Raw genomic sequence first — 19,346 nt, 5'->3', positions numbered from 1 at the left:
ACATGTTCCGTCCCAAATTGTTGTTCACCAGCCTTGCAGCCCTCGCCCTCGGCGCCTGTTCGCCCCAGGACCCGCAAGCCGTCACCTCGGCGGCCATCGCCAAGCAAGTGATCCTGCCGACTTACAGCCGCTGGGTCGAAGCCGACCGCCAACTGGCCGTCAGCGCTTTGGCCTTCTGTGAAGGCAAGGAAAACCTCGACACCGCCCGCGCCGACTTCCTGCACGCGCAAAAAGCCTGGGCCGAGCTGCAACCGTTGCTGATCGGGCCGCTGGCCGAAGGCAACCGTTCGTGGCAGGTGCAGTTCTGGCCGGACAAGAAAAACCTGGTGGGCCGTCAGGTCGAGCAACTGGTCACCGCCCAGCCGCAGATTGATGCCGCTGCCCTGGCCAAATCGAGCGTGGTGGTTCAGGGCCTGTCGGCCTACGAATACATCCTGTTCGACAGCAAGATCGACATGGCCGATGCCGCGCAGAAAGCCAAGTACTGCCCACTGCTGACCGCCATCGGCGCACGTCAGCAGCAACTGGCCGAAGAGATCCTGTCGCGCTGGAACACCACCGACGGCATGCTCGCGCAAATGAGCAAATTCCCGAACCAGCGCTACGCCGATTCCCACGAAGCGATCGCCGATCTGCTGCGGGTTCAGGTCACCGCGCTGGACACCCTGAAGAAAAAACTCGGCACGCCGATGGGTCGTCAGACCAAGGGCATTCCGCAACCGTTCCAGGCTGATGCCTGGCGTAGCCAGTCGTCGCTGCAAGGGCTGGAAGCCAGCCTGGCTGCGGCGAAAACCGTCTGGGTCGGCGTCGACAACAAAGGCCTGCGCGGTCTGTTGCCGAGCGAGCAGAAACCATTGGCCGACAAAATCGACGCCGCGTATGCCGCCGCGCTGAAACTGTTCGCCAGCAACCAGCGCTCGCTGACCGAAATGCTCAACGACGACGCCGGTCGCCAGCAACTCAACGATCTCTACGACAGCCTCAACCTCGTCCATCGCCTGCACGAAGGCGAACTGGCCAAGGCGCTGGGCATTCAACTGGGCTTCAACGCCAACGACGGTGATTGATGAGGGCAAGTGCCATGCTGCGACGTCAGGCTCTGACTTTAGGTAGTTTGCTGCTGGGAGCAGTGACACTGGGCGGCTGGACGCTGTTCAAGCACAAGGACAAGAGCCCGCTGCTGCTGTCGGCGCGGGACGATACCGACGGCCAGCATTACGCCGTCGGTTATCGGCTGGACGGTACCCGGGTGTTCGCCACCCAGGTCGGCCAGCGTTGCCACGACATCATCAATCACCCGACGCTGGCGATCGCGCTGTTTGTGGCCCGTCGTCCCGGCACCGAGAGCTATTTGATCGACCTGCGCGACGGCACGCTGCTGCAAACCGTGACCTCGCAGCCGAACCGGCATTTCTACGGTCACGCGGTGATTCACAAGGATGGCGAGTGGCTGTACGCCACCGAGAACGACACGTCCGATCCCGGCCGGGGCTTACTGGGTGTGTATAAGTTCGACGGTGAGCGACTTATCCACAGCGGCGAAATGGCGACCCACGGCGTCGGCCCGCATCAAGTGTCGTGGATGCCCGATGGCGAAACCCTGGTGGTGGCCAACGGCGGGATTCGCACCGAGGCCGAAAGCCGGGTTGAGATGAACCTCAACGCCATGGAACCGAGCCTGGTGTTGATGCAACGGGACGGCACGTTGTTGAGCAAGGAAACCCTCGCCCAGCAAATGAACAGCGTGCGCCACCTTGGGATCGCCAGTGACGGCACCATCGTCGCCGGCCAGCAATTCATGGGCCCGTCCCATGAGTCGTCGGAGCTGCTGGCGATCAAGCGTCCGGGCCAGCCATTCGTCGCGTTCCCGGTGCCGGAACATCAGTTGCAAGCCATGGGGCATTACACCGCGAGCGTCGCGGTGCACAGCGAATTGCGCCTGGTCGCGCTGACTGCGCCTCGGGGCAACCGGTTCTTTATCTGGGACCTGGACAGCGGTGAAGTGCGCCTGGATGCGCCATTGCCGGACTGCGCCGGGGTGGGCGCCGTGGCCGACGGATTTGTCGTGACCTCAGGCCAGGGGCGTTGCCGGTTCTACGATTGCCGCCAGACAGATCTGGTTGCAAAACCGCTGGAGCTGCCGGCGGGGCTCTGGGATAACCACCTTCACTTGATGGCGTGAGCAACATCAAAAGATCGCAGCCTGCGGCAGCGCCTACACAGATCGCGTTTATCGGTTATTGCGTGTGAACCCGATCCCGTAGGAGCTGCCGCAGGCTGCGATCTTTTCCGCCTGCCCCCCAAAACATCAATTGGAATCCCCCCCGTACTCAGAGTAATGTTCCCGCCTGTCTCACCTGATTTTCTCCAAGGAAGTGGAAATATGCTGCGTCGCCGCATGCTGATCATGTTGGGTGTTGTGTTGCTGATCGTGCTGGCCCTGGGAGGCTACAAGGCCTTCTCGATTTACACGATGATCCAGGGTTTCGCCAAGCCGAAACCGCCCATCAGTGTCGCCGTGGCCACGGCCGCCGAACAGCCGTGGCAAATGCGCTTGCCCACGGTTGGCACGCTCAAGGCGTTGCAAGGGGTGAACCTGAGCTTGGAGATTTCGGGCACGGTCAAAGACCTGATGTTTGAATCGGGACAAAAGGTGAAGGCCGGGCAGCCGCTGCTGCAACTGGACAGCGCCGTGGAGAGCGCCCTGCTCGAAACCGCCCAGGCCGACCTCGGTCTGGCGCAACTGGATTTCGGCCGTGGCAGTCAGTTGGTGGACAGCCGGGCGATCTCCAAAGGCGAGTACGACCGGCTCTCGGCGCAGTTGCAAAAGAACAAGGCCACGGTCAATCAGCTCAAGGCGTCCCTGGCGAAAAAACGCATCCTCGCCCCGTTCAACGGCACCATCGGCATTCGTCAGGTGGATGTCGGCGACTACCTCGCCAGCGGCACCATGATCGCCACCCTGCAAGACCTCAGCAGCCTCTACGTCGACTTCTACATCCCCGAGCAATCGGTACCGAAAATCGCCCTCGGCCAACCCGTGCAAGTGATCGTTTCGGCCTACCCGACGCAGAACTTCCCCGGCACCGTCAGCGCGATCAACCCGAAAGTCGAAAACAGCACGCGCAATATTCTGGTGCGCGCCACGCTGGCCAACCCGGAGGGCAAGTTGCTGCCGGGGATGTTCGCCAGCCTGCAAGTGATGCTGCCAGATCCGCAGCAGCACATCGTCGTCCCGGAAAGCGCGATCACCTACACCCTCTACGGCAACTCGCTGTACGTGGTCGGGCAGAAAAAAGCCGAGGACGGCACGCTCGAAAAAGATGAGAAGGGCCAACCGATCCTGATCGCCGAACGGCGCTTCATCGAAACCGGCGAACGCCGCGATGGCCTGGTGATGATCAACAACGGCGTGCAGAGCGGCGAACAAGTGGTCACGGCCGGCCAGATCAAACTGGACAACGGCGCACACATTGCCATCAGCGCCGACAAGACCCTGACCGATAAGAACAGTCAGCCACGTACTGACTGATCAAGGAATCCTCATGGCTTTTACCGATCCGTTCATCCGCCGCCCGGTGCTCGCCACCGTGGTCAGCCTGTTGATTGTGCTGCTGGGCTTCCAGGCCTGGAGCAAGTTGCCGCTGCGCCAATACCCGCAAATGGAAAACGCCCTGATCACGGTGACCACCGCCTACCCCGGGGCCAACGCCGAAACGATCCAGGGCTACATCACCCAACCGATGCAGCAAAGCCTGGCCAGCGCCGAGGGCATCGACTACATGACCTCGGTCAGTCGCCAGAACTTCTCGGTGATCTCGATCTACGCGCGCATCGGCTCCAACAGCGACCGCTTGTTCACCGAGCTGCTGGCCAAGGCCAACGAGGTCAAGAACAAGCTGCCCCAGGACGCCGAAGACCCGGTGCTGAGCAAGGAAGCGGCGGATGCCTCGGCCCTCATGTACATCAGTTTTTTCAGCAAGAACCTGAGCAACCCGCAGATCACCGATTACTTGTCCCGGGTCATCCAGCCCAAACTGGCGACGCTGCCAGGCATGGCCGAGGCCGAGATTCTCGGCAACCAGGTGTTCGCCATGCGCCTGTGGCTCGACCCGGTGAAACTCGCCGGTTTCGGTTTGAGTGCCAGCGACGTGACCAACGCGGTGCGCCAGTACAACTTCCTTTCCGCTGCCGGCGAAGTGAAAGGCGAGTACGTGGTGACCAGCATCAACGCCAACACCGAACTCAAGTCCGCCGAGGCCTTCGCCGCGATCCCGCTCAAGGTCTCGGGCGACAGCCGCGTGCTGCTCAGCGATGTGGCACGGGTCGAGATGGGCGCCGAGAACTACAACGCCATCAGCTCGTTCGGCGGCACGCCGTCGGTGTACATCGGCATCAAGGCCACCCCCGGCGCCAACCCGCTGGACGTGATCAAGGAAGTTCGCAAGATCATGCCGGAGCTGGAAGCCCAGTTGCCGCCCAACCTGAAAAGCGAAATCGCCTACGACGCCACGCTGTTTATCCAGGCCTCGATCAACGAGGTGATCAAGACTTTGTTCGAAGCGGTGCTGATCGTGATCGTCGTGGTGTTCCTGTTCCTCGGCGCGCTGCGGTCCGTGGTGATCCCGGTGGTGACCATTCCGCTGTCGATGATCGGCGTAATGTTCTTCATGCAGATGATGGGGTACTCGATCAACCTGCTGACCCTGCTGGCCATGGTGCTCGCCATCGGGCTGGTGGTGGACGATGCCATCGTGGTGGTGGAAAACATTCACCGGCACATCGAGGAAGGCAAGACGCCGCTGGACGCCGCCATCGAAGGGGCTCGGGAAATCGCCATGCCGGTGATTTCCATGACCATCACCCTGGCGGCGGTGTATGCGCCGATTGGCTTCCTGACCGGCCTTACGGGCGCACTGTTCAAGGAGTTCGCCCTGACGCTGGCAGGGGCGGTGGTGATTTCCGGGATCGTCGCCCTGACCCTGTCGCCGATGATGTGTGCCCTGCTGCTGCGCCACGATGAAAACCCCAGCGGTCTGGCCCATCGCCTGGACCTGATTTTCGAAGGCCTCAAGCGCCGCTATCAGAGCATGCTGCACGGCACCCTCAATACCCGGCCGGTGGTGCTGGTGTTTGCGGTGATCGTGCTGTGCCTGATTCCTGTGTTCCTCAAATTCACCAAGTCGGAGCTGGCGCCGGACGAGGACCAGGGCATCATTTTCATGATGGCCAACGCGCCGCAACCGACCAATCTCGACTACCTGAACACCTACACCGACGAGTTCATCACGATCTTCAAGGAGTTCCCGGAGTACTACTCCTCGTTCCAGATCAATGGTTTCAACGGCGTGCAATCGGGCATTGGCGGTTTCCTGCTCAAGCCGTGGAACGAGCGCCATCGCACACAAATGCAAATCCTGCCTGAGGTCCAGGCCAAACTGGGGAACATCCCCGGTTTGCAGATTTTCGGCTTCAACTTGCCGTCTCTGCCGGGCACCGGTGAAGGGTTGCCGTTTCAGTTCATCATCAACACCGCCAACGACTATGCGTCGCTGCTGGATGTGGCGGACCGGGTGAAAAAACGTGCGCTGGCGTCCGGCAAGTTTGCCTTCGTCGATATCGACCTGGCGTTCGACAAACCGGAAGTGGTGGTGGATATCGACCGCGCCAAAGCTGCGCAGATGGGCGTGTCGATGCAGGACTTGGGCGGCACCCTGGCGACGTTGCTGGGTGAGGCGGAAATCAACCGGTTCACCATTGAAGGGCGCAGCTATAAGGTCATCGCCCAGGTCGAACGGGCGTATCGGGATAACCCCGACTGGCTGAACAATTACTACGTCAAGAACAGCCAGGGCGAACTGCTGCCGCTGTCGACCCTGATCAAGGTGAGCGACCGGGCGCGACCACGGCAGTTGAACCAGTTCCAGCAACTCAACGCGGCCGCCGTGACCGGTTTCCCGCTGGTCAGTATGGGTGAAGCCATCGAAACCGTGCGCCAGATTGCCCAGGAAGAGGCGCCGGCCGGTTTCGCCTTTGACTATGGCGGCACGTCACGCCAGTTCGTTCAGGAAGGCAGTGCGCTCTGGGTCACCTTCGCCCTGGCGCTGGCGATCATTTTCCTGGTGCTGGCGGCGCAGTTCGAAAGCTTCCGCGATCCGCTGGTGATTCTGGTCACGGTGCCGCTGTCGATTTGTGGCGCGTTAATTCCGTTGTTCCTGGGCTGGTCGAGCATGAACATCTACACCCAGGTCGGGTTGGTGACGCTGATCGGGCTGATCAGCAAGCACGGCATCCTGATCGTCGAATTCGCCAACAAACTGCGCAAGGAAAAGGGCCTGAGCCCACGGGAGGCCGTGGAGGAAGCGGCAGCCATTCGTCTGCGGCCGGTGTTGATGACCACGGCGGCGATGGTGTTCGGCATGGTGCCGCTGATTCTGGCGACCGGTGCGGGGGCGGTCAGCCGGTTTGATATCGGGACGGTGATTGCCACCGGGATGTCGATCGGGACGTTGTTTACCCTGTTCGTGTTGCCGTGTGTGTACACGTTATTGGCGAAACCCGATAAACCTTAAAGTCAAAAGATCGCAGCCTTCGGCAGCTCCTACAGGGCGGACATAATCCCAATGTAGGAGCTGCCGAAGGCTGCGATCTTTTGACGCCCGAAAAAAAAGACCTCGCATTGGCGAGGCCTTTTATTTTGGCTTCAATCGGTTCAACTTTGCGGCCTCAATCCCTGTGAAAGTCCGAACATGAACAACAACAAGTCATGATCAGGTTGTGTGGCCACGGCTACCTTGGCAACCCGTGGCAACGGGCAATGAGCACCATCGCTCATTGCGCTGAGGACTTGCGTGCGGGGCTGCTCCCAGGCAGCCACCGCCAATGAAGCAACTGCCAAGGCTCCTACCAAAAACAAACCTCGTGCAATTTCGAGTTTCATCGCTATAAACCCTTGATAGCGCTGCCAAACGCCGTCTCATAAAAGTAGACCAGGTTTTTCCAGTCTGTATCGCTGAACGACGAGTGGCGACGCAATTGCTTCAGGTCATGCGCCGCAGCGCGCTGGGCGGATAGACGCTGCCGGCACTTCTCCAGATCAATCAGCGCCACTTCAACAACGGCCGCATCCCCTTCGCCAGTTACCCGCACGAACACGTGCTTGATGTAGATGCAGCTGTGCTGCCAGCGGCCCTTGTGCATGCGGGCCAGGTTCTCGGCCAACTCCTTGAGGACGCGTTCATGCACCACTTCGCCATGACGTTCGCGACCACCACCGGCGTACCAGTGTTCGATTTCCTCGAAACCGTCCAGGGACTTGGTGACCAGCAACGCACGCCATTTGTGCACCGGGTCGCGCTGGGCACCGCAGAACACCATTTCCGGAACGCGCACGCCCAGTGCCGTCAGGCCGATCAGCGCATCACGCTCGCGCAACACGGTCGGTCGACCAAAAGGGTGCAACCAACTGCGATAGATATGCCCGGTCTGACGCTTGGCATATAGCAACTGTCCATTACTGCCCTTGACGCGTTGCACGCCACTTTCTCCACCGCGACGAACGTTGGGCTCTTCTACCCACTCACCGCGCTGGTTCCAGAAATAGTCGAAGCGGTCCTGGGGAGCGACTTCCGTTTCTGCTGCACATTGCACTGCCATCCTGTTACCTCTTGCGTAATACGTAAACTCGCCACATGGCATAGAGCGGTAAAAAGTCCAGTTGTTCCTGGATACGGAAACCCGCCTGTTCGAATTCCTTTTCAACCGTGGCGGCCGGTAACACAAATCGATTTTGGTAACCTTCCTGCCCGCGTGCTTTCTCGGCGCGCTTGCGTTTCCAGGCCTTGAAATTGCCGTCCACCCACAACGAAACGATCACGCTGTCACGGGTGACGCGCTCGAACTCGCGCAGAATCGCCAGTCGATGCTCGGCTTCACCAATGTGATGGAGCAAACGCATGCAGAAAATGCTGTCGACGGCGTTATCGGGCAAGGCAATGTCGAATGCAGAAGTGTGCAAGGGTTGTACCCGTTTTACCACTTCGGCAGGTTGCGACTGGGTCGCAATTTTCAACATTGACTCGGAGTTGTCGGCTCCGATGATCACGCGGTTGGGTTTTTCTGCCAGCAACGGCCAGAAACGCCCTGCACCGCTCGGTAGGTCGAGGACCAGCCCCGGCTCGCCGGCCAGGGTCAGTGCCTTGCGAGCCAGTTGTTCGTCACGCCAGTGGGACAATCGACGACCGAAGCCTTCCTGATGCTTGCGCAGGTATTTCTGCGCGTGTTGATCGTCGTACTTTTCGGAAAAATCCAGTTTGATCGGGCCTGCCATCATCAAAGTCTCCTGAATTGCTGATGACAACCACCTTAGGTAGCGCCATGTCAGCATCAGGTCAGAGCTTTGTGAAAACTTCGTTGTGTAAAAGCGGGAAGTATTTCAGGGTTTTACAGGGTTGAAATGATGGCGCGGGGCCACCCTTTTGAAAGATCGCAGCCTTCGGCAGCTCCTACATAGGGATGACGTACCTCCTGTAGGAGCTGCCGAAGGCTGCGATCTTTTCAGCTCAATCAGATCCGAGGCGTGCCCAGCTCCACCTCAAACCGGCAGCCATTGGGCTCCATGGTGGTCAGGCTGACGGTCCAGCCCTGGTTCTCGCAGATCCGCTGCACCAGCGACAAGCCCAGCCCCAGGCCTTCACCGCGTTTTTCGCTGCCGCGCACGAAGGGCTCGAACATCGCCTCGCGTTTTTCCTCGGGAATCCCGACACCGCTGTCTTCGACACGGAATCCGGTGGCCGTGAGGGTCAGGCGAATGAAGCCGCGTTCGGTGTAGTGCAACGCATTGCGCAACAGGTTGCCCATTACCGCGTGCAACAGGGTCGCGTTGTAGCCCTCGTTAGACGAGCGGCCCGGTTCGAAGTCGAGGGTCAGGCCTTTGGACTCGATCGGCTCACGCCACAGATTGAGCAAGCCGTCGGCGACCTGACTGACGGTCTGCTGCGGCGACATGCTGGCGTCTTCACGCTGGGCACGGGCGAGCATCAGGAAGGTTTGCACCAGTTCGCGCATTTCCTCGCAGGCCCGGGCAATTCGCTCGACCTGAGCGCGACCACGCTGGTCGATGCCCGGGTTCTCCAGCAGCAGTTCGCAAGAACTGGCCAGGACCATCAGCGGCGTGCGCAATTCATGGCTGACGTCACTGGTGAACAGGCGCTCACGAGTCAAGGCCTGACGCAGACGTCCCAGGGTGGCGTCGAAAGCCACCGCCAGTTCGCCCACTTCATCGGCGGCGTAGTCCGGCGCCAGGGGCGGCGCCAGGCCCAGCAACTGATCGCGGTGGCGTACCTGACGGGCCAGCCGCACCACCGGTGCCATCACTTTGCGCGCCAGAATCCAGCCCAGAAATACTGCCAGCGCCAGGCTCAGCACGAAGCCCACCAGCACCACGGCAAACAGCACCCGCTCGCGCTCTTCGAAATCACTTTGATCTTGCAACAGCACGTAACGCCGACCGTCGACGATTTCGACCATCGCGTGGTACGACAGTTGTTCGCGAAACACTTCGTGAAAACCGGCGTCCAGGTGCCGCAGATCCTTGGGCAACTCGAAGTCCCCCTGCCCGCCGCTGAAGTAGAACAACTGGTCGGGTTCGGGACGGTGGCTCCAGTCCGAAACACTGTCCATCAGCAGCAGGCGCTGCAAATCGCCGCCCAGCCCTGCCGAAATCAGTTTCTCTTCGACCAGGTGCACGGTCGCCACAATCCCCATGGCGAAGGCCCCGGCCACCAATGCGCTCATCAGCGCAAAGGCGATGATGATCCGTTGAGCGAGGCTCTGCCTAAACTCCATCACGGCCCTCGGCCAAGCGATAGCCCACACCGTGCACGGTTTGCAGCAGTGGCTTGGCAAACGGTTTGTCGATCACCTGGCGCAGTTGATGAACGTGGCTGCGCAGGCTGTCACTGTCCGGGCAGTCATCGCCCCACAGGGCTTCTTCGAGGATTTCACGGCGCAGCACGTGGGGGCTTTTCTGCATCAGCACGGCGAGCAACTTGAGGCCGACCGGGTTGAGTTTCAGCAAACGACCTTCGCGGGTCACTTCCAGTGTGTCGAGGTCGTAGCTCAAGTCGCCGACCTGCAACGAACGGCGGCCGCCACCCTGGGTACGGCGCATGACCGCTTCGATACGCGCGGCCAGTTCAGACAGGGCGAACGGTTTGATCAAGTAGTCATCGGCGCCGGACTTGAAGCCCTGCAACCGGTCATCCAGTTGATCCCGGGCGGTGAGCATGATCACCGGGGTGTCGCGGCGGGCGTCTTCACGCAGGCGCTTGCACAGGGTGTAGCCGTCGATGCCGGGCAGCATGATGTCGAGCACGATCAAGTCGTAATGCTCGGTGGCGGCCAGGTGCAAGCCCGACAAACCGTCCTGCGCGCAATCCACGGTGTAGCCCTTGAGCCCCAGGTAATCGGCCAGATTGGCGAGGATATCGCGGTTGTCTTCAACCAATAGAATTCGCATGGGCACTCCTCCGTACACAGTAACAGCCGTCATGGCCCGCGCAGCTTAAGGCCTCGAGTGGCTTAGGGCTAGGGCCGGGTATCGCTGGCATCAATTCGTTCAACTAAAGGTCAGGTTTGACAAGTTTTTCACTATCGGTTCACACCCTCATTACAGGAGTGCGGATAGACTCGCGCGGCTGATAATAAAAGGAATGTAACCAATGGATGTTTTCAAGACTGCGCCTATGCGCTTTCTAATGCTCGTCACCGGTGCCTGGCTGGTGATTTTCTTTCTGACCCGAACGGTTTTGCTGCTCACTCACCTGGATGAGGCCGGCAGCGGCTTTCTGTCGGTTTTTGGAATCGGGCTTCTATACGACCTTGGCTTCCTCGCCTATGCGGCTTTGCCGATGGGTCTTTATCTGCTGCTCTGCCCGCCAGCCTTGTGGCGCCGCCGGGGCCATCGCTGGTTTTTGCAAGGGCTGCTGACGGTCAGCCTGTTCGCCATGCTGTTCACCTCCGTGGCCGAATGGCTGTTCTGGGATGAGTTCGGCGTGCGCTTCAACTTCATCGCCGTCGACTACCTGGTGTATTCCGACGAAGTCTTGAACAACCTGCTGGAGTCGTACCCGATCGGCACGTTGCTGAGCGTCCTCGCCGTGCTCGCCGTGGTCCTGAGTTTCGTGTTGCGCAAGCCGTTCAATGCCGCGCTGGACGCCCCGCTGCCATCACTGCGCCCGCGTCTGCTCAATGCCTTGGGCCTGTTGATCGTCGCGGGCCTGAGCCTGCAACTGCTCAGCCAGGACGCCCCCCGCGCCCAGGGCGGCAACGCCTATCAGAACGAACTGGCGAGCAATGGCCCGTATCAGTTCTTCGCCGCATTCCGGAATAACGAACTGGATTACCCGCAGTTCTATAAAAGCCTGCCGCCCGACGTTGTGGCCCAGCAGATTCGCGCCGAGCTGAGCGAGCCGAACGCCCGTTTCGTCGGCCAGGACCCGCAAGACATCCGCCGCAACATCGACAACCCGGGCACTCCACGCACACCGAACATTGTGCTGGTGACCATCGAAAGCTTCAGCGCCAAGTACATGGGCAGCAACGGCGACGAGCGCAACCTGACGCCGAACCTCGACGCCCTGCGCAAACAGAGCCTGTATTTCAACAATTTCTACGCCACCGGCACCCGCACTGACCGAGGCCTGGAAGCCATCACCCTGGCCATTCCGCCGACCCCGGGGCGCTCTATCGTCAAGCGCGTGGGTCGTGAAAGCGGTTTCGCCAGCCTGGGCCAACAGCTCAATGCCGTCGGTTACGACAGCGTATTCGTCTATGGCGGGCGCGGTTACTTCGACAACATGAACGCGTTCTTCAGCGGCAACGGTTATCGCGTGGTCGATCAGAGTAGCGTCGATGAAGCGGAGATTCACTTCAAGAACGCCTGGGGCATGGCCGACGAAGACCTCTACAACCAGACCCTGAAACTGGCCGACGCCGATTACGCCAAGCAGCAGCCGTTTTTGTTGCAACTGATGACCACGTCCAACCATCGTCCTTACACCTACCCGGACAACCGGATCGACATCAAGTCCGGCAACGGTCGCGACGGCGCGGTGAAGTACACCGACTACGCCATCGGCCAGTTCCTTGAGCAGGCGCGGCAGAAGCCGTGGTTCGACAATACGATTTTCGTGTTCGTCGCCGACCACACGGCGGGCAGCGCCGGCAAGGAAGACTTGCCGATCAGCAACTATCAGATTCCCTTGTTCATCTACGCGCCGAAACTGATCGATGCCCGGGAAACCGCGCAACTGGCCAGTCAGATCGATCTGGCGCCGACCCTGCTGGGTTTGTTGAACATGGACTATCAATCGACATTTTTTGGCCGCAATCTGTTGCAGGACAATCCGTTGCCACCACGGGTGGTGGTCGGCAACTATCAACACTTGGGGCTGTTCGACGGCAAGGACCTGGCGATCCTGAGTCCACGCCAGGGGCTGCGCCGGCATGACGAGGCGCTGACCGAAAGCCGTGAATCGAAGGCACAAGCCAGTGATCCGTTGATCACTCGTGCGATTACCTATTACCAAACCGCCAGTTATGGCTTCAAGCAACAGCTGCTTGGCTGGAAAGCGCCCAAGGAGGGCGACCACCAAGTCAGCGAACGTTAACCGAATGGCCCCGGGCTGATGCCCCGGGGCTTTTTCCCCTGTTCAGGATTCACCATGTCATCAACTGCTGTTCGCCCCGCCTCCAAGCCACTCAATTTCTGGGTGTGCCTCGGGGTTCCCGCCCTTGCGGCGATCGTTCTGGTGCTGCTCGAACTGACCGATCTGGACATGGACCTGGCCAAGCTCTTTTATGACCCGGTGGCCGGCGATTTCATTGGCCGTCACAGCTACTTCCTGGAAGACATCCTGCACGACCGGGCCAAGGAAGTGGTCATCGCTTTCTCGGTGTTTGCAGTGATTGGTTTCATCTGCTCGTTTTTTGTCGAACGACTCAAACCGTTCAAACGGGAACTGGGTTGCCTGGTGCTGTCCCTCGGCCTGGCGACGTCCTTCGTCACGCCGGTCAAAGTGGTGACGTCGGTGCAATGCCCGTGGAGCCTGGAACAGTTCGGCGGCCACGAAACCTACAGCGAGCTGCTCAGCCCGCGTCCGCACACTGATAAGCCCGGCCGTTGCTGGCCTGGTGGTCACGCGGCCACCGGTTTCACGTTGTTTGCGCTGTTCTTCGTGCTGCGCGACCGCCGTCCACGGCTGGCCCGCAAGGCATTCATCTTCGCCGCTGCGCTGGGCACGGTGTTTTCCATCAGCCGGATGATGCAGGGCGCGCACTTCTTCTCCCACAACGTGTGGACGGCGATTTTCTGCTGGCTGATTTGCCTGGGGTCGTATTACTACATCCTGTATCGACCGGCGAGCAAGGTTGAGCAAGTGACCAAGACGCAACCGGTTAGCGCCTGAAGATCAAAAGATCGCAGCCTTCGGCAGCACCTACAAGGTGGCCTAATGTAGGAGCTGCCGAAGGCTGCGATCTTTTGACGTTGATCTTTATATGAGGCAATAAAAAACCCCGCCTGCTTTCGCAGGCGGGGTTTTTCAATACAGGGGTAAGGCTGGCTTACATCATGCCGCCCATGCCACCCATACCGCCCATGTCTGGCATACCGCCGCCAGCACCGCCTTCTTCCTTGATCTCGGCGATCATGGCTTCGGTGGTGATCATCAGGCTGGCGATGGAAGCCGCTGCCTGAAGAGCCGAACGAGTCACTTTAGCCGGGTCCAGGATACCCATTTCGATCATGTCGCCGTATTCGCCGGTAGCAGCGTTGTAACCGTAGTTACCCGAACCCTGCTTGACCTTGTCGACAACTACGCTTGGCTCGTCGCCGGAGTTGGCAACGATCTGGCGCAGTGGCGCTTCAACAGCGCGACGCAGCAACTGGATACCAACGTCCTGATCAGCGTTGTCGCCTTTCAGTTCGGAGATAGCCTGCAGGGCGCGAACCAGTGCCACGCCGCCGCCAGGTACCACGCCTTCTTCAACGGCTGCACGGGTAGCGTGCAGGGCGTCTTCAACGCGGGCTTTCTTCTCTTTCATTTCAACTTCGGAACCAGCGCCAACCTTGATCACTGCAACGCCGCCGGACAGCTTGGCCAGACGCTCTTGCAGTTTTTCACGGTCGTAGTCGGACGAAGTGTCAGCCACTTGCTGACGGATTTGCAGAACGCGAGCCTGGATATCAGCTTCAACGCCGGCGCCGTCGATCACGGTGGTGTTTTCTTTGGACAGGATCACGCGCTTGGCATTACCCAGGTGTTCCAGGGTAGTGCTTTCCAGGCTCAGGCCGATCTCTTCGGAGATAACGGTACCGCCAGTCAGAACAGCGATGTCCTGCAGCATGGCCTTGCGACGGTCGCCAAAGCCTGGAGCCTTGACGGCTGCGACTTTAACGATACCGCGCATGTTGTTCACAACCAGAGTCGCCAGGGCTTCGCCTTCAACGTCTTCGGCCACGATCAGCAGTGGACGGCCGGCTTTGGCGACGGCTTCCAGTACTGGCAACATTTCGCGGATGTTGGAGATTTTTTTGTCGACCAGCAGGATCAGCGGACCGTCGAGCTCGGCGGTCATGGTCTCTGGCTTGTTGACGAAGTACGGGGACAGGTAGCCACGGTCGAACTGCATGCCTTCAACAACCGACAGTTCGTTTTCCAGGCCCGAGCCTTCTTCAACGGTGATCACGCCTTCTTTACCGACTTTTTCCATGGCTTCGGCAATGATGTCGCCGATGGAGTTGTCGGAGTTGGCCGAGATGGTGCCGACCTGAGCGATCGCCTTGGTGTCAGCGCAAGGCTTGGACAGGGCTTTGAGCTCTTTGACGATAGCGATGGTCGCTTTGTCGATGCCGCGTTTCAGGTCCATCGGGTTCATGCCGGCAGCGACGGCTTTGAGGCCTTCGTTGACGATCGACTGAGCCAGAACGGTAGCGGTGGTGGTGCCGTCGCCTGCGTCATCGTTGGCACGGGAGGCAACGTCTTTGACCAGCTGCGCGCCCATGTTTTCGAAGCGATCTTTCAGCTCGATTTCTTTGGCTACGGAAACGCCGTCCTTGGTGATGGTCGGAGCGCCGAAGCTCTTCTCGATGATCACGTTACGGCCTTTAGGGCCCAGGGTCGCTTTTACTGCGTCAGCCAGGACGTTTACACCGGCGAGCATTTTCTTGCGGGCGGAGTCGCCGAATTTAACTTCTTTAGCAGCCATGATCGATATTCCTTAAATACTTTGTAGTAGCGGGAAAATGAGCGGGGAATCAGCCTTCGATAACAGCGAGAATCTCGTTCTCAGCCATTACCAGCAGGTCTTCGCCGTCAACTTTCACGGTGTTGCTGCCGGAGTACGGGCCGAACACAACCTTGTCACCCACTTTGACGGCCAGTGCACGCACTTCACCGTTTTCCAGCACGCGGCCGGTGCCGACAGCGAGGATCTCGCCGCTGTTGGCTTTTTCAGCAGCCGAACCTGGCAGGACGATACCGCCAGCGGTTTTCTTTTCTTCTTCGCTGCGACGGATGACGACGCGGTCATGCAGAGGACGAAGCTTCATTGTCGATCTCTCCTAATTGTGGTTTTCATCGGCCGGTGTATTCCCGGCGGGTTTAACAAATCCGGCGGTGCCGGGTGCGGTTCGTCAAGCGAACCGCGGAAGTCTGTCTGGCATGATCGCCAGAAACCTTGCGGTGACCGTTACATAAGGGCGCACAAGCTTATTACAAGGGCGAGCCCGCAAATTTTTTCATGTGGCTGCCCGCAAACGAACACGGCACCCGAGGGTGCCGTGTGGCTGAAACGCTTTACTTCGGATCGCGGTGCTCGAACTCGCCTTCAATCACGTTGGGCTCGCGGCCCAGCGGTTGCTGACGTGGAGCGGGACCGCCCCGGGGCTGCAGGTCATCCGCGAAGGCACGTTGGCGAATCGCCTGTTCTTCGGCGCGCTGACGCATTTTGTTCGCCAGCAGACGGCGAGACAGCGGCAACAGCATGATCAGGCCCAGCACGTCGGTGACGAAACCCGGCAGGATCAACAAACCGCCCGCCAGGGCCAGCATCAGGCCTTCAAGCATGGTCTGGGCCGGCAGTTCACCACGGTTCAGGCTTTCACGGGCCCGCAGTGCGGTCGCCAGACCGGCGATACGCAGCACGAACACGCCGAGCATCGAGCCGAGAATGATCAGCAGCAGGGCCGGGAAAAACCCGATGGCCCCGCTGACCTTGACGAATACGAACAGCTCCAACACCGGAAACAGTACAAAGAGCAATAAAAAAGGGCGCATCAAATGGTTCCTCAACGCAAGAATGCCTTGCCAGTGTTCCCTAGATGACGTCGCCGATTCGTGAATTCAAGCGTCGGCCGCTTCATTTTTCGGCCAATGCTCGGCGTGAGCCAGGAAAACCAAGGCTTCGCGCACTTGTGTCGGCGTATTACAAGGCGCCTGAAACGGCAGCCAGTACAGGCCCTGGCCGATGCGCAGGTGCATGCCCTCGGTATCGATGCCGGCCAGTTGCGCCGGGGCCGTGGTCGGCAAACCGGCCAGTTCGACATAGTGGGCAATGGCTTTGGTGTGATCGGCATTCATGTGCTCGACCATGCTCACTTCCGCCTTGCCCGCGAACGGGTTGGCCAGGGTCAATTGATCGACCCAATGAATCGCGCCGAAACCGCCAATGTAGCGATGACGCACCGGCTTGAGCACCCAAAAATCAAAATCGTGGGCCTTGTGATAGCTCTGGGACTCCGGGAAATAGCGGTAGTAACGCTCGGCGGCGGCTTCGATGGCTGCCTCATCCTCGAGCTTTTCGGCTTCGGCGAGGTAGGTCAGGCGACCGACGGCTTGTGCGTCTTCAGCCCCACGCTCGCCGACGAACAGCGAGCATTTCGGATCTTTTTGCAGGTTGTGGGTGTGCTGGGCGATGCGGCTGATCAGGATCAGCGGCCGGCCCAGTTCGTCCAGGCAGTACGGAACCACCGAACCAAACGGGAAACCGGGCATGGCCTTGGAGTGGGTCGAAAGCACCCCACGGTATTCCTTGAGAAGCAATTCTCGGGCATTCTTGGCCGCTTCAACGCTCAATTTATGACTCCTTATAAAGAATCCGTCGAAAAAACGGACAGGCGTCTGGGGATAAGTTTCCAGCACGCCATCGGGCGGTTCTCATGTGCAACCAGGCCACATCAGGTGCAAATCGAGAGGCCCTCTAAAGGAAACCACTTTCTGACCTGCTATTGGGGCATGCGAATGCAACTCACTGACAAAGTAATCATTATCACTGGCGGTTGCCAGGGTTTAGGCCGTTCGATGGCCGAGTATTTCGCCGGCAAAGGCGCGAAACTGGCGCTGGTCGATCTCAACCAGGAAAAGCTCGACGACACCGTTGCCGCGTGCAAGGCCAAGGGCGTCGAAGCCCGCGCCTACCTGTGCAACGTCGCCAATGAAGAACAAGTGACGCACATGGTCGCCCAGGTGGCCGAAGACTTCGGCGCAATCCATGGCCTGATCAACAACGCCGGGATCTTGCGCGACGGCCTGCTGCTCAAGGTCAAGGACGGCGAAATGACCAAGATGAGCCTGGCCCAGTGGCAGGCAGTGATCGACGTCAACCTGACCGGCGTGTTCCTGTGCACCCGTGAAGTCGCGGCGAAAATGGTCGAGCTGAAAAACAGCGGCGCGATCATCAATATTTCGTCGATCTCCCGGGCCGGCAATGTGGGCCAGACCAACTACTCCGCCGCCAAGGCTGGCGTGGCAGCGGCGACCGTGACCTGGGCCAAGGAGCTGGCACGCTACGGCATTCGTGTGGCGGGCATCGCGCCCGGTTTTATCGAAACCGAGATGACGCTGGGCATGAAGCCGGAAGCGCTGGAGAAGATGACCGCCGGGATTCCGCTCAAACGCATGGGCAAACCGGACGAGATCGCCCATTCGGCGGCGTACATTTTCGAGAACGACTATTACACCGGTCGGATTCTGGAGATGGATGGCGGGTTGCGTATCTAGAGCAAGATCAAGAGATCGCAGCCTCGTTTTACTCGACAGCTCCTACACGGTTTGGGCATTCCCCTGTAGGAGCTGTGTAGGAGCTGTCGAGTGAAACGAGGCTGCGATCTTTCAACAGTCGACGCCGATCAATCGTCACTAATGGTGATATTCGGCATCGCCGGCGTCGCCGCTTCCTGCAACACAATCCGCGCGCCGACATGGCGGGCCAGTTCCTGGTAAACCATGGCAATCGGGCTGTCCGGCTCAGCGATCACCGTCGGCTTGCCGCCATCGGCCTGTTCACGAATAGCCATCGCCAGCGGCAACGAGGCCAGCACTTCAACGCCGTACTGGTTGGCTAGCTTCACCCCACCGCCCTCACCGAACAGATGCTCGGCATGCCCGCAGTTGGAGCAGATGTGCACGGCCATGTTTTCCACCACGCCCAGCACCGGAATGTTGACCTTGCGGAACATTTCCACGCCTTTGCGCGCGTCCAGCAAGGCCAGGTCTTGAGGCGTGGTGACGATCACGGCACCGGCCACCGGGACTTTCTGCGCCAGGGTCAGCTGGATGTCACCGGTGCCTGGCGGCATGTCGATGACCAGGTAATCCAGGTCGCCCCACGCGGTTTGTGTCACCAGTTGCAACAGCGCACCGGACACCATCGGCCCGCGCCAGACCATCGGCGTGTTGTCGTCGGTCAGGAACGCCATGGACATCACTTCGACGCCATGGGACTCGATTGGTACGAACCACTTCTGATCCTTGACCTTTGGTCGGGTGCCTTCGGGAATGCCGAACATGATGCCTTGGCTCGGACCGTAGATATCAGCGTCGAGAATCCCCACCTTGGCGCCTTCACGGGCGAGCGCCAGCGCCAGGTTGGCAGCGGTGGTGGACTTGCCCACGCCGCCCTTGCCGGACGCCACGGCCACCACGTTCTTGACGTTGGCCAGGCCCGGAATCTGTGCCTGGGCCTTGTGCGCAGCGATGACGCTGGTGATCTCGACGCGCGCGCTCGTCACGCCGTCCAGGCCCTGAATGGCCATTTCCAGCATCTGTGCCCAGCCACTCTTGAACAGACCGGCGGCATAACCGAGTTCGAGCTGGACGCTGACGCGATCGCCCTGGATGTCGATGTTGCGCACGCACCCGGCGCTGACCGGGTCCTGGTTCAGATAAGGGTCGGTGTATTGGCGAAGGACGGCTTCCACCGCTGCGCGATTGACGGCGCTCATGGGCAACTCCGATAACAAGACTGGAAAATCAGGCGGGTATCGTACCTGTTCTGATCGTTTC

At 59.8% G+C, this 19,346-nt stretch carries 16 protein-coding genes; 7 read left to right on the top strand and 9 right to left on the bottom strand.

Going from position 1 to position 19,346, the window contains the following annotated elements:
• Window positions 1–2: 2 nt before the first annotated feature.
• From V5E99_RS07275 to V5E99_RS07260, 4 genes are all read left to right on the top strand, one after another.
• Window positions 3–1,067 (top strand): imelysin family protein, encoded by a 1,065-nt coding sequence (locus V5E99_RS07275; RefSeq protein ID WP_499801830.1) that lies wholly within the window; start codon window positions 3–5, stop codon window positions 1,065–1,067.
• A gap of 14 nt (window positions 1,068–1,081) precedes the next feature.
• Entirely contained in the window at window positions 1,082–2,182 is a 1,101-nt protein-coding gene (locus V5E99_RS07270; RefSeq protein ID WP_499801829.1) for a DUF1513 domain-containing protein, read from the top strand.
• Window positions 2,183–2,383: 201 nt separating this feature from the next.
• Entirely contained in the window at window positions 2,384–3,532 is a 1,149-nt protein-coding gene (locus tag V5E99_RS07265) for an efflux RND transporter periplasmic adaptor subunit (protein WP_499801828.1), read from the top strand.
• Between the two features lie 13 nt (window positions 3,533–3,545).
• The gene (locus V5E99_RS07260; RefSeq protein WP_499801827.1) at window positions 3,546–6,572 is read left to right on the top strand and encodes a multidrug efflux RND transporter permease subunit; all 3,027 of its coding nucleotides are present in this window, start codon (window positions 3,546–3,548) and stop codon (window positions 6,570–6,572) included.
• A 370-nt stretch (window positions 6,573–6,942) separates the two neighbouring features.
• On the opposite strand, the gene V5E99_RS07255 is transcribed toward V5E99_RS07260, so the two are convergent.
• From V5E99_RS07255 to colR, 4 genes are all read right to left on the bottom strand, one after another.
• Window positions 6,943–7,656 carry a lipopolysaccharide kinase InaA family protein gene (locus tag V5E99_RS07255; RefSeq protein ID WP_499801826.1) on the bottom strand — a complete coding sequence of 238 codons (714 nt, stop codon included), beginning with the start codon at window positions 7,654–7,656 and terminating at the stop codon, window positions 6,943–6,945.
• 4 nt (window positions 7,657–7,660) lie between these two features.
• Complete coding sequence (locus V5E99_RS07250) at window positions 7,661–8,332, bottom strand: class I SAM-dependent methyltransferase (protein ID WP_499801825.1); 672 nt, start codon at window positions 8,330–8,332, stop codon at window positions 7,661–7,663.
• 233 nt (window positions 8,333–8,565) lie between these two features.
• Window positions 8,566–9,846, bottom strand: coding sequence for a sensor histidine kinase (locus tag V5E99_RS07245; RefSeq protein WP_499801824.1), 1,281 nt, complete (start codon window positions 9,844–9,846; stop codon window positions 8,566–8,568).
• Window positions 9,836–10,519, bottom strand: coding sequence for a two-component system response regulator ColR (gene colR, locus V5E99_RS07240; protein ID WP_090180812.1), 684 nt, complete (start codon window positions 10,517–10,519; stop codon window positions 9,836–9,838). Before colR ends, V5E99_RS07245 begins: the two co-directional genes overlap by 11 nt.
• Before the next feature lie 202 nt (window positions 10,520–10,721).
• Between colR and V5E99_RS07235 the strand changes: the two genes are divergently transcribed.
• Both V5E99_RS07235 and V5E99_RS07230 read left to right on the top strand, forming a co-directional pair.
• Window positions 10,722–12,671 (top strand): LTA synthase family protein, encoded by a 1,950-nt coding sequence (locus tag V5E99_RS07235; RefSeq protein WP_499801823.1) that lies wholly within the window; start codon window positions 10,722–10,724, stop codon window positions 12,669–12,671.
• Between the two features lie 54 nt (window positions 12,672–12,725).
• Window positions 12,726–13,469, top strand: a complete 744-nt coding sequence (locus V5E99_RS07230) for a phosphatase PAP2 family protein (RefSeq protein ID WP_499801822.1) — start codon at window positions 12,726–12,728, stop codon at window positions 13,467–13,469.
• A 157-nt stretch (window positions 13,470–13,626) separates the two neighbouring features.
• Here V5E99_RS07230 and groL read toward each other — a convergent pair whose 3' ends face one another.
• From groL to V5E99_RS07210, 4 genes are all read right to left on the bottom strand, one after another.
• The gene (gene groL, locus V5E99_RS07225; protein WP_054045163.1) at window positions 13,627–15,270 is read right to left on the bottom strand and encodes a chaperonin GroEL; all 1,644 of its coding nucleotides are present in this window, start codon (window positions 15,268–15,270) and stop codon (window positions 13,627–13,629) included.
• A gap of 49 nt (window positions 15,271–15,319) precedes the next feature.
• Window positions 15,320–15,613 carry a co-chaperone GroES gene (locus V5E99_RS07220; RefSeq protein ID WP_054045166.1) on the bottom strand — a complete coding sequence of 98 codons (294 nt, stop codon included), beginning with the start codon at window positions 15,611–15,613 and terminating at the stop codon, window positions 15,320–15,322.
• 247 nt (window positions 15,614–15,860) lie between these two features.
• Window positions 15,861–16,340 (bottom strand): FxsA family protein, encoded by a 480-nt coding sequence (locus V5E99_RS07215; protein ID WP_499801821.1) that lies wholly within the window; start codon window positions 16,338–16,340, stop codon window positions 15,861–15,863.
• A gap of 66 nt (window positions 16,341–16,406) precedes the next feature.
• A complete protein-coding gene (locus V5E99_RS07210; protein WP_499801820.1) occupies window positions 16,407–17,138 on the bottom strand; it encodes a HugZ family pyridoxamine 5'-phosphate oxidase in 732 nt (243 codons plus the stop codon).
• A gap of 165 nt (window positions 17,139–17,303) precedes the next feature.
• Here V5E99_RS07210 and V5E99_RS07205 point away from each other — a divergent pair, with 165 nt between their 5' ends.
• Entirely contained in the window at window positions 17,304–18,062 is a 759-nt protein-coding gene (locus V5E99_RS07205) for an SDR family oxidoreductase (protein WP_054045171.1), read from the top strand.
• A gap of 128 nt (window positions 18,063–18,190) precedes the next feature.
• Here the strand turns inward: V5E99_RS07205 and apbC are convergent, their stop codons facing one another.
• Entirely contained in the window at window positions 18,191–19,285 is a 1,095-nt protein-coding gene (gene apbC / locus V5E99_RS07200) for an iron-sulfur cluster carrier protein ApbC (RefSeq protein WP_499801819.1), read from the bottom strand.
• Between the last annotated feature and the right edge of the window lie 61 nt (window positions 19,286–19,346).

The sequence above is a fragment of the Janthinobacterium sp. LPB2021202312-11-4 genome, assembly GCF_037049705.1.
Classification (GTDB): domain Bacteria; phylum Pseudomonadota; class Gammaproteobacteria; order Pseudomonadales; family Pseudomonadaceae; genus Aquipseudomonas.
This window is presented reverse-complemented; position numbering and strand designations above follow the sequence as displayed.

Bases quoted from the DNA above. Each gene is read 5' to 3' on its own strand.
- V5E99_RS07275 (WP_499801830.1), top strand. From the start codon at position 3: ATGTTCCGTCCCAAATTGTTGTTCACCAGCCTTGCAGCCCTCGCCCTC.
- V5E99_RS07270 (WP_499801829.1), top strand. From the start codon at position 1,082: ATGCTGCGACGTCAGGCTCTGACTTTAGGTAGTTTGCTGCTGGGAGCA.
- V5E99_RS07265 (WP_499801828.1), top strand. From the start codon at position 2,384: ATGCTGCGTCGCCGCATGCTGATCATGTTGGGTGTTGTGTTGCTGATC.
- V5E99_RS07260 (WP_499801827.1), top strand. From the start codon at position 3,546: ATGGCTTTTACCGATCCGTTCATCCGCCGCCCGGTGCTCGCCACCGTG.
- V5E99_RS07255 (WP_499801826.1), bottom strand. From the start codon at position 7,656: ATGGCAGTGCAATGTGCAGCAGAAACGGAAGTCGCTCCCCAGGACCGC.
- V5E99_RS07250 (WP_499801825.1), bottom strand. From the start codon at position 8,332: ATGATGGCAGGCCCGATCAAACTGGATTTTTCCGAAAAGTACGACGAT.
- V5E99_RS07245 (WP_499801824.1), bottom strand. From the start codon at position 9,846: ATGGAGTTTAGGCAGAGCCTCGCTCAACGGATCATCATCGCCTTTGCG.
- colR (WP_090180812.1), bottom strand. From the start codon at position 10,519: ATGCGAATTCTATTGGTTGAAGACAACCGCGATATCCTCGCCAATCTG.
- V5E99_RS07235 (WP_499801823.1), top strand. From the start codon at position 10,722: ATGGATGTTTTCAAGACTGCGCCTATGCGCTTTCTAATGCTCGTCACC.
- V5E99_RS07230 (WP_499801822.1), top strand. From the start codon at position 12,726: ATGTCATCAACTGCTGTTCGCCCCGCCTCCAAGCCACTCAATTTCTGG.
- groL (WP_054045163.1), bottom strand. From the start codon at position 15,270: ATGGCTGCTAAAGAAGTTAAATTCGGCGACTCCGCCCGCAAGAAAATG.
- V5E99_RS07220 (WP_054045166.1), bottom strand. From the start codon at position 15,613: ATGAAGCTTCGTCCTCTGCATGACCGCGTCGTCATCCGTCGCAGCGAA.
- V5E99_RS07215 (WP_499801821.1), bottom strand. From the start codon at position 16,340: ATGCGCCCTTTTTTATTGCTCTTTGTACTGTTTCCGGTGTTGGAGCTG.
- V5E99_RS07205 (WP_054045171.1), top strand. From the start codon at position 17,304: ATGCAACTCACTGACAAAGTAATCATTATCACTGGCGGTTGCCAGGGT.
- apbC (WP_499801819.1), bottom strand. From the start codon at position 19,285: ATGAGCGCCGTCAATCGCGCAGCGGTGGAAGCCGTCCTTCGCCAATAC.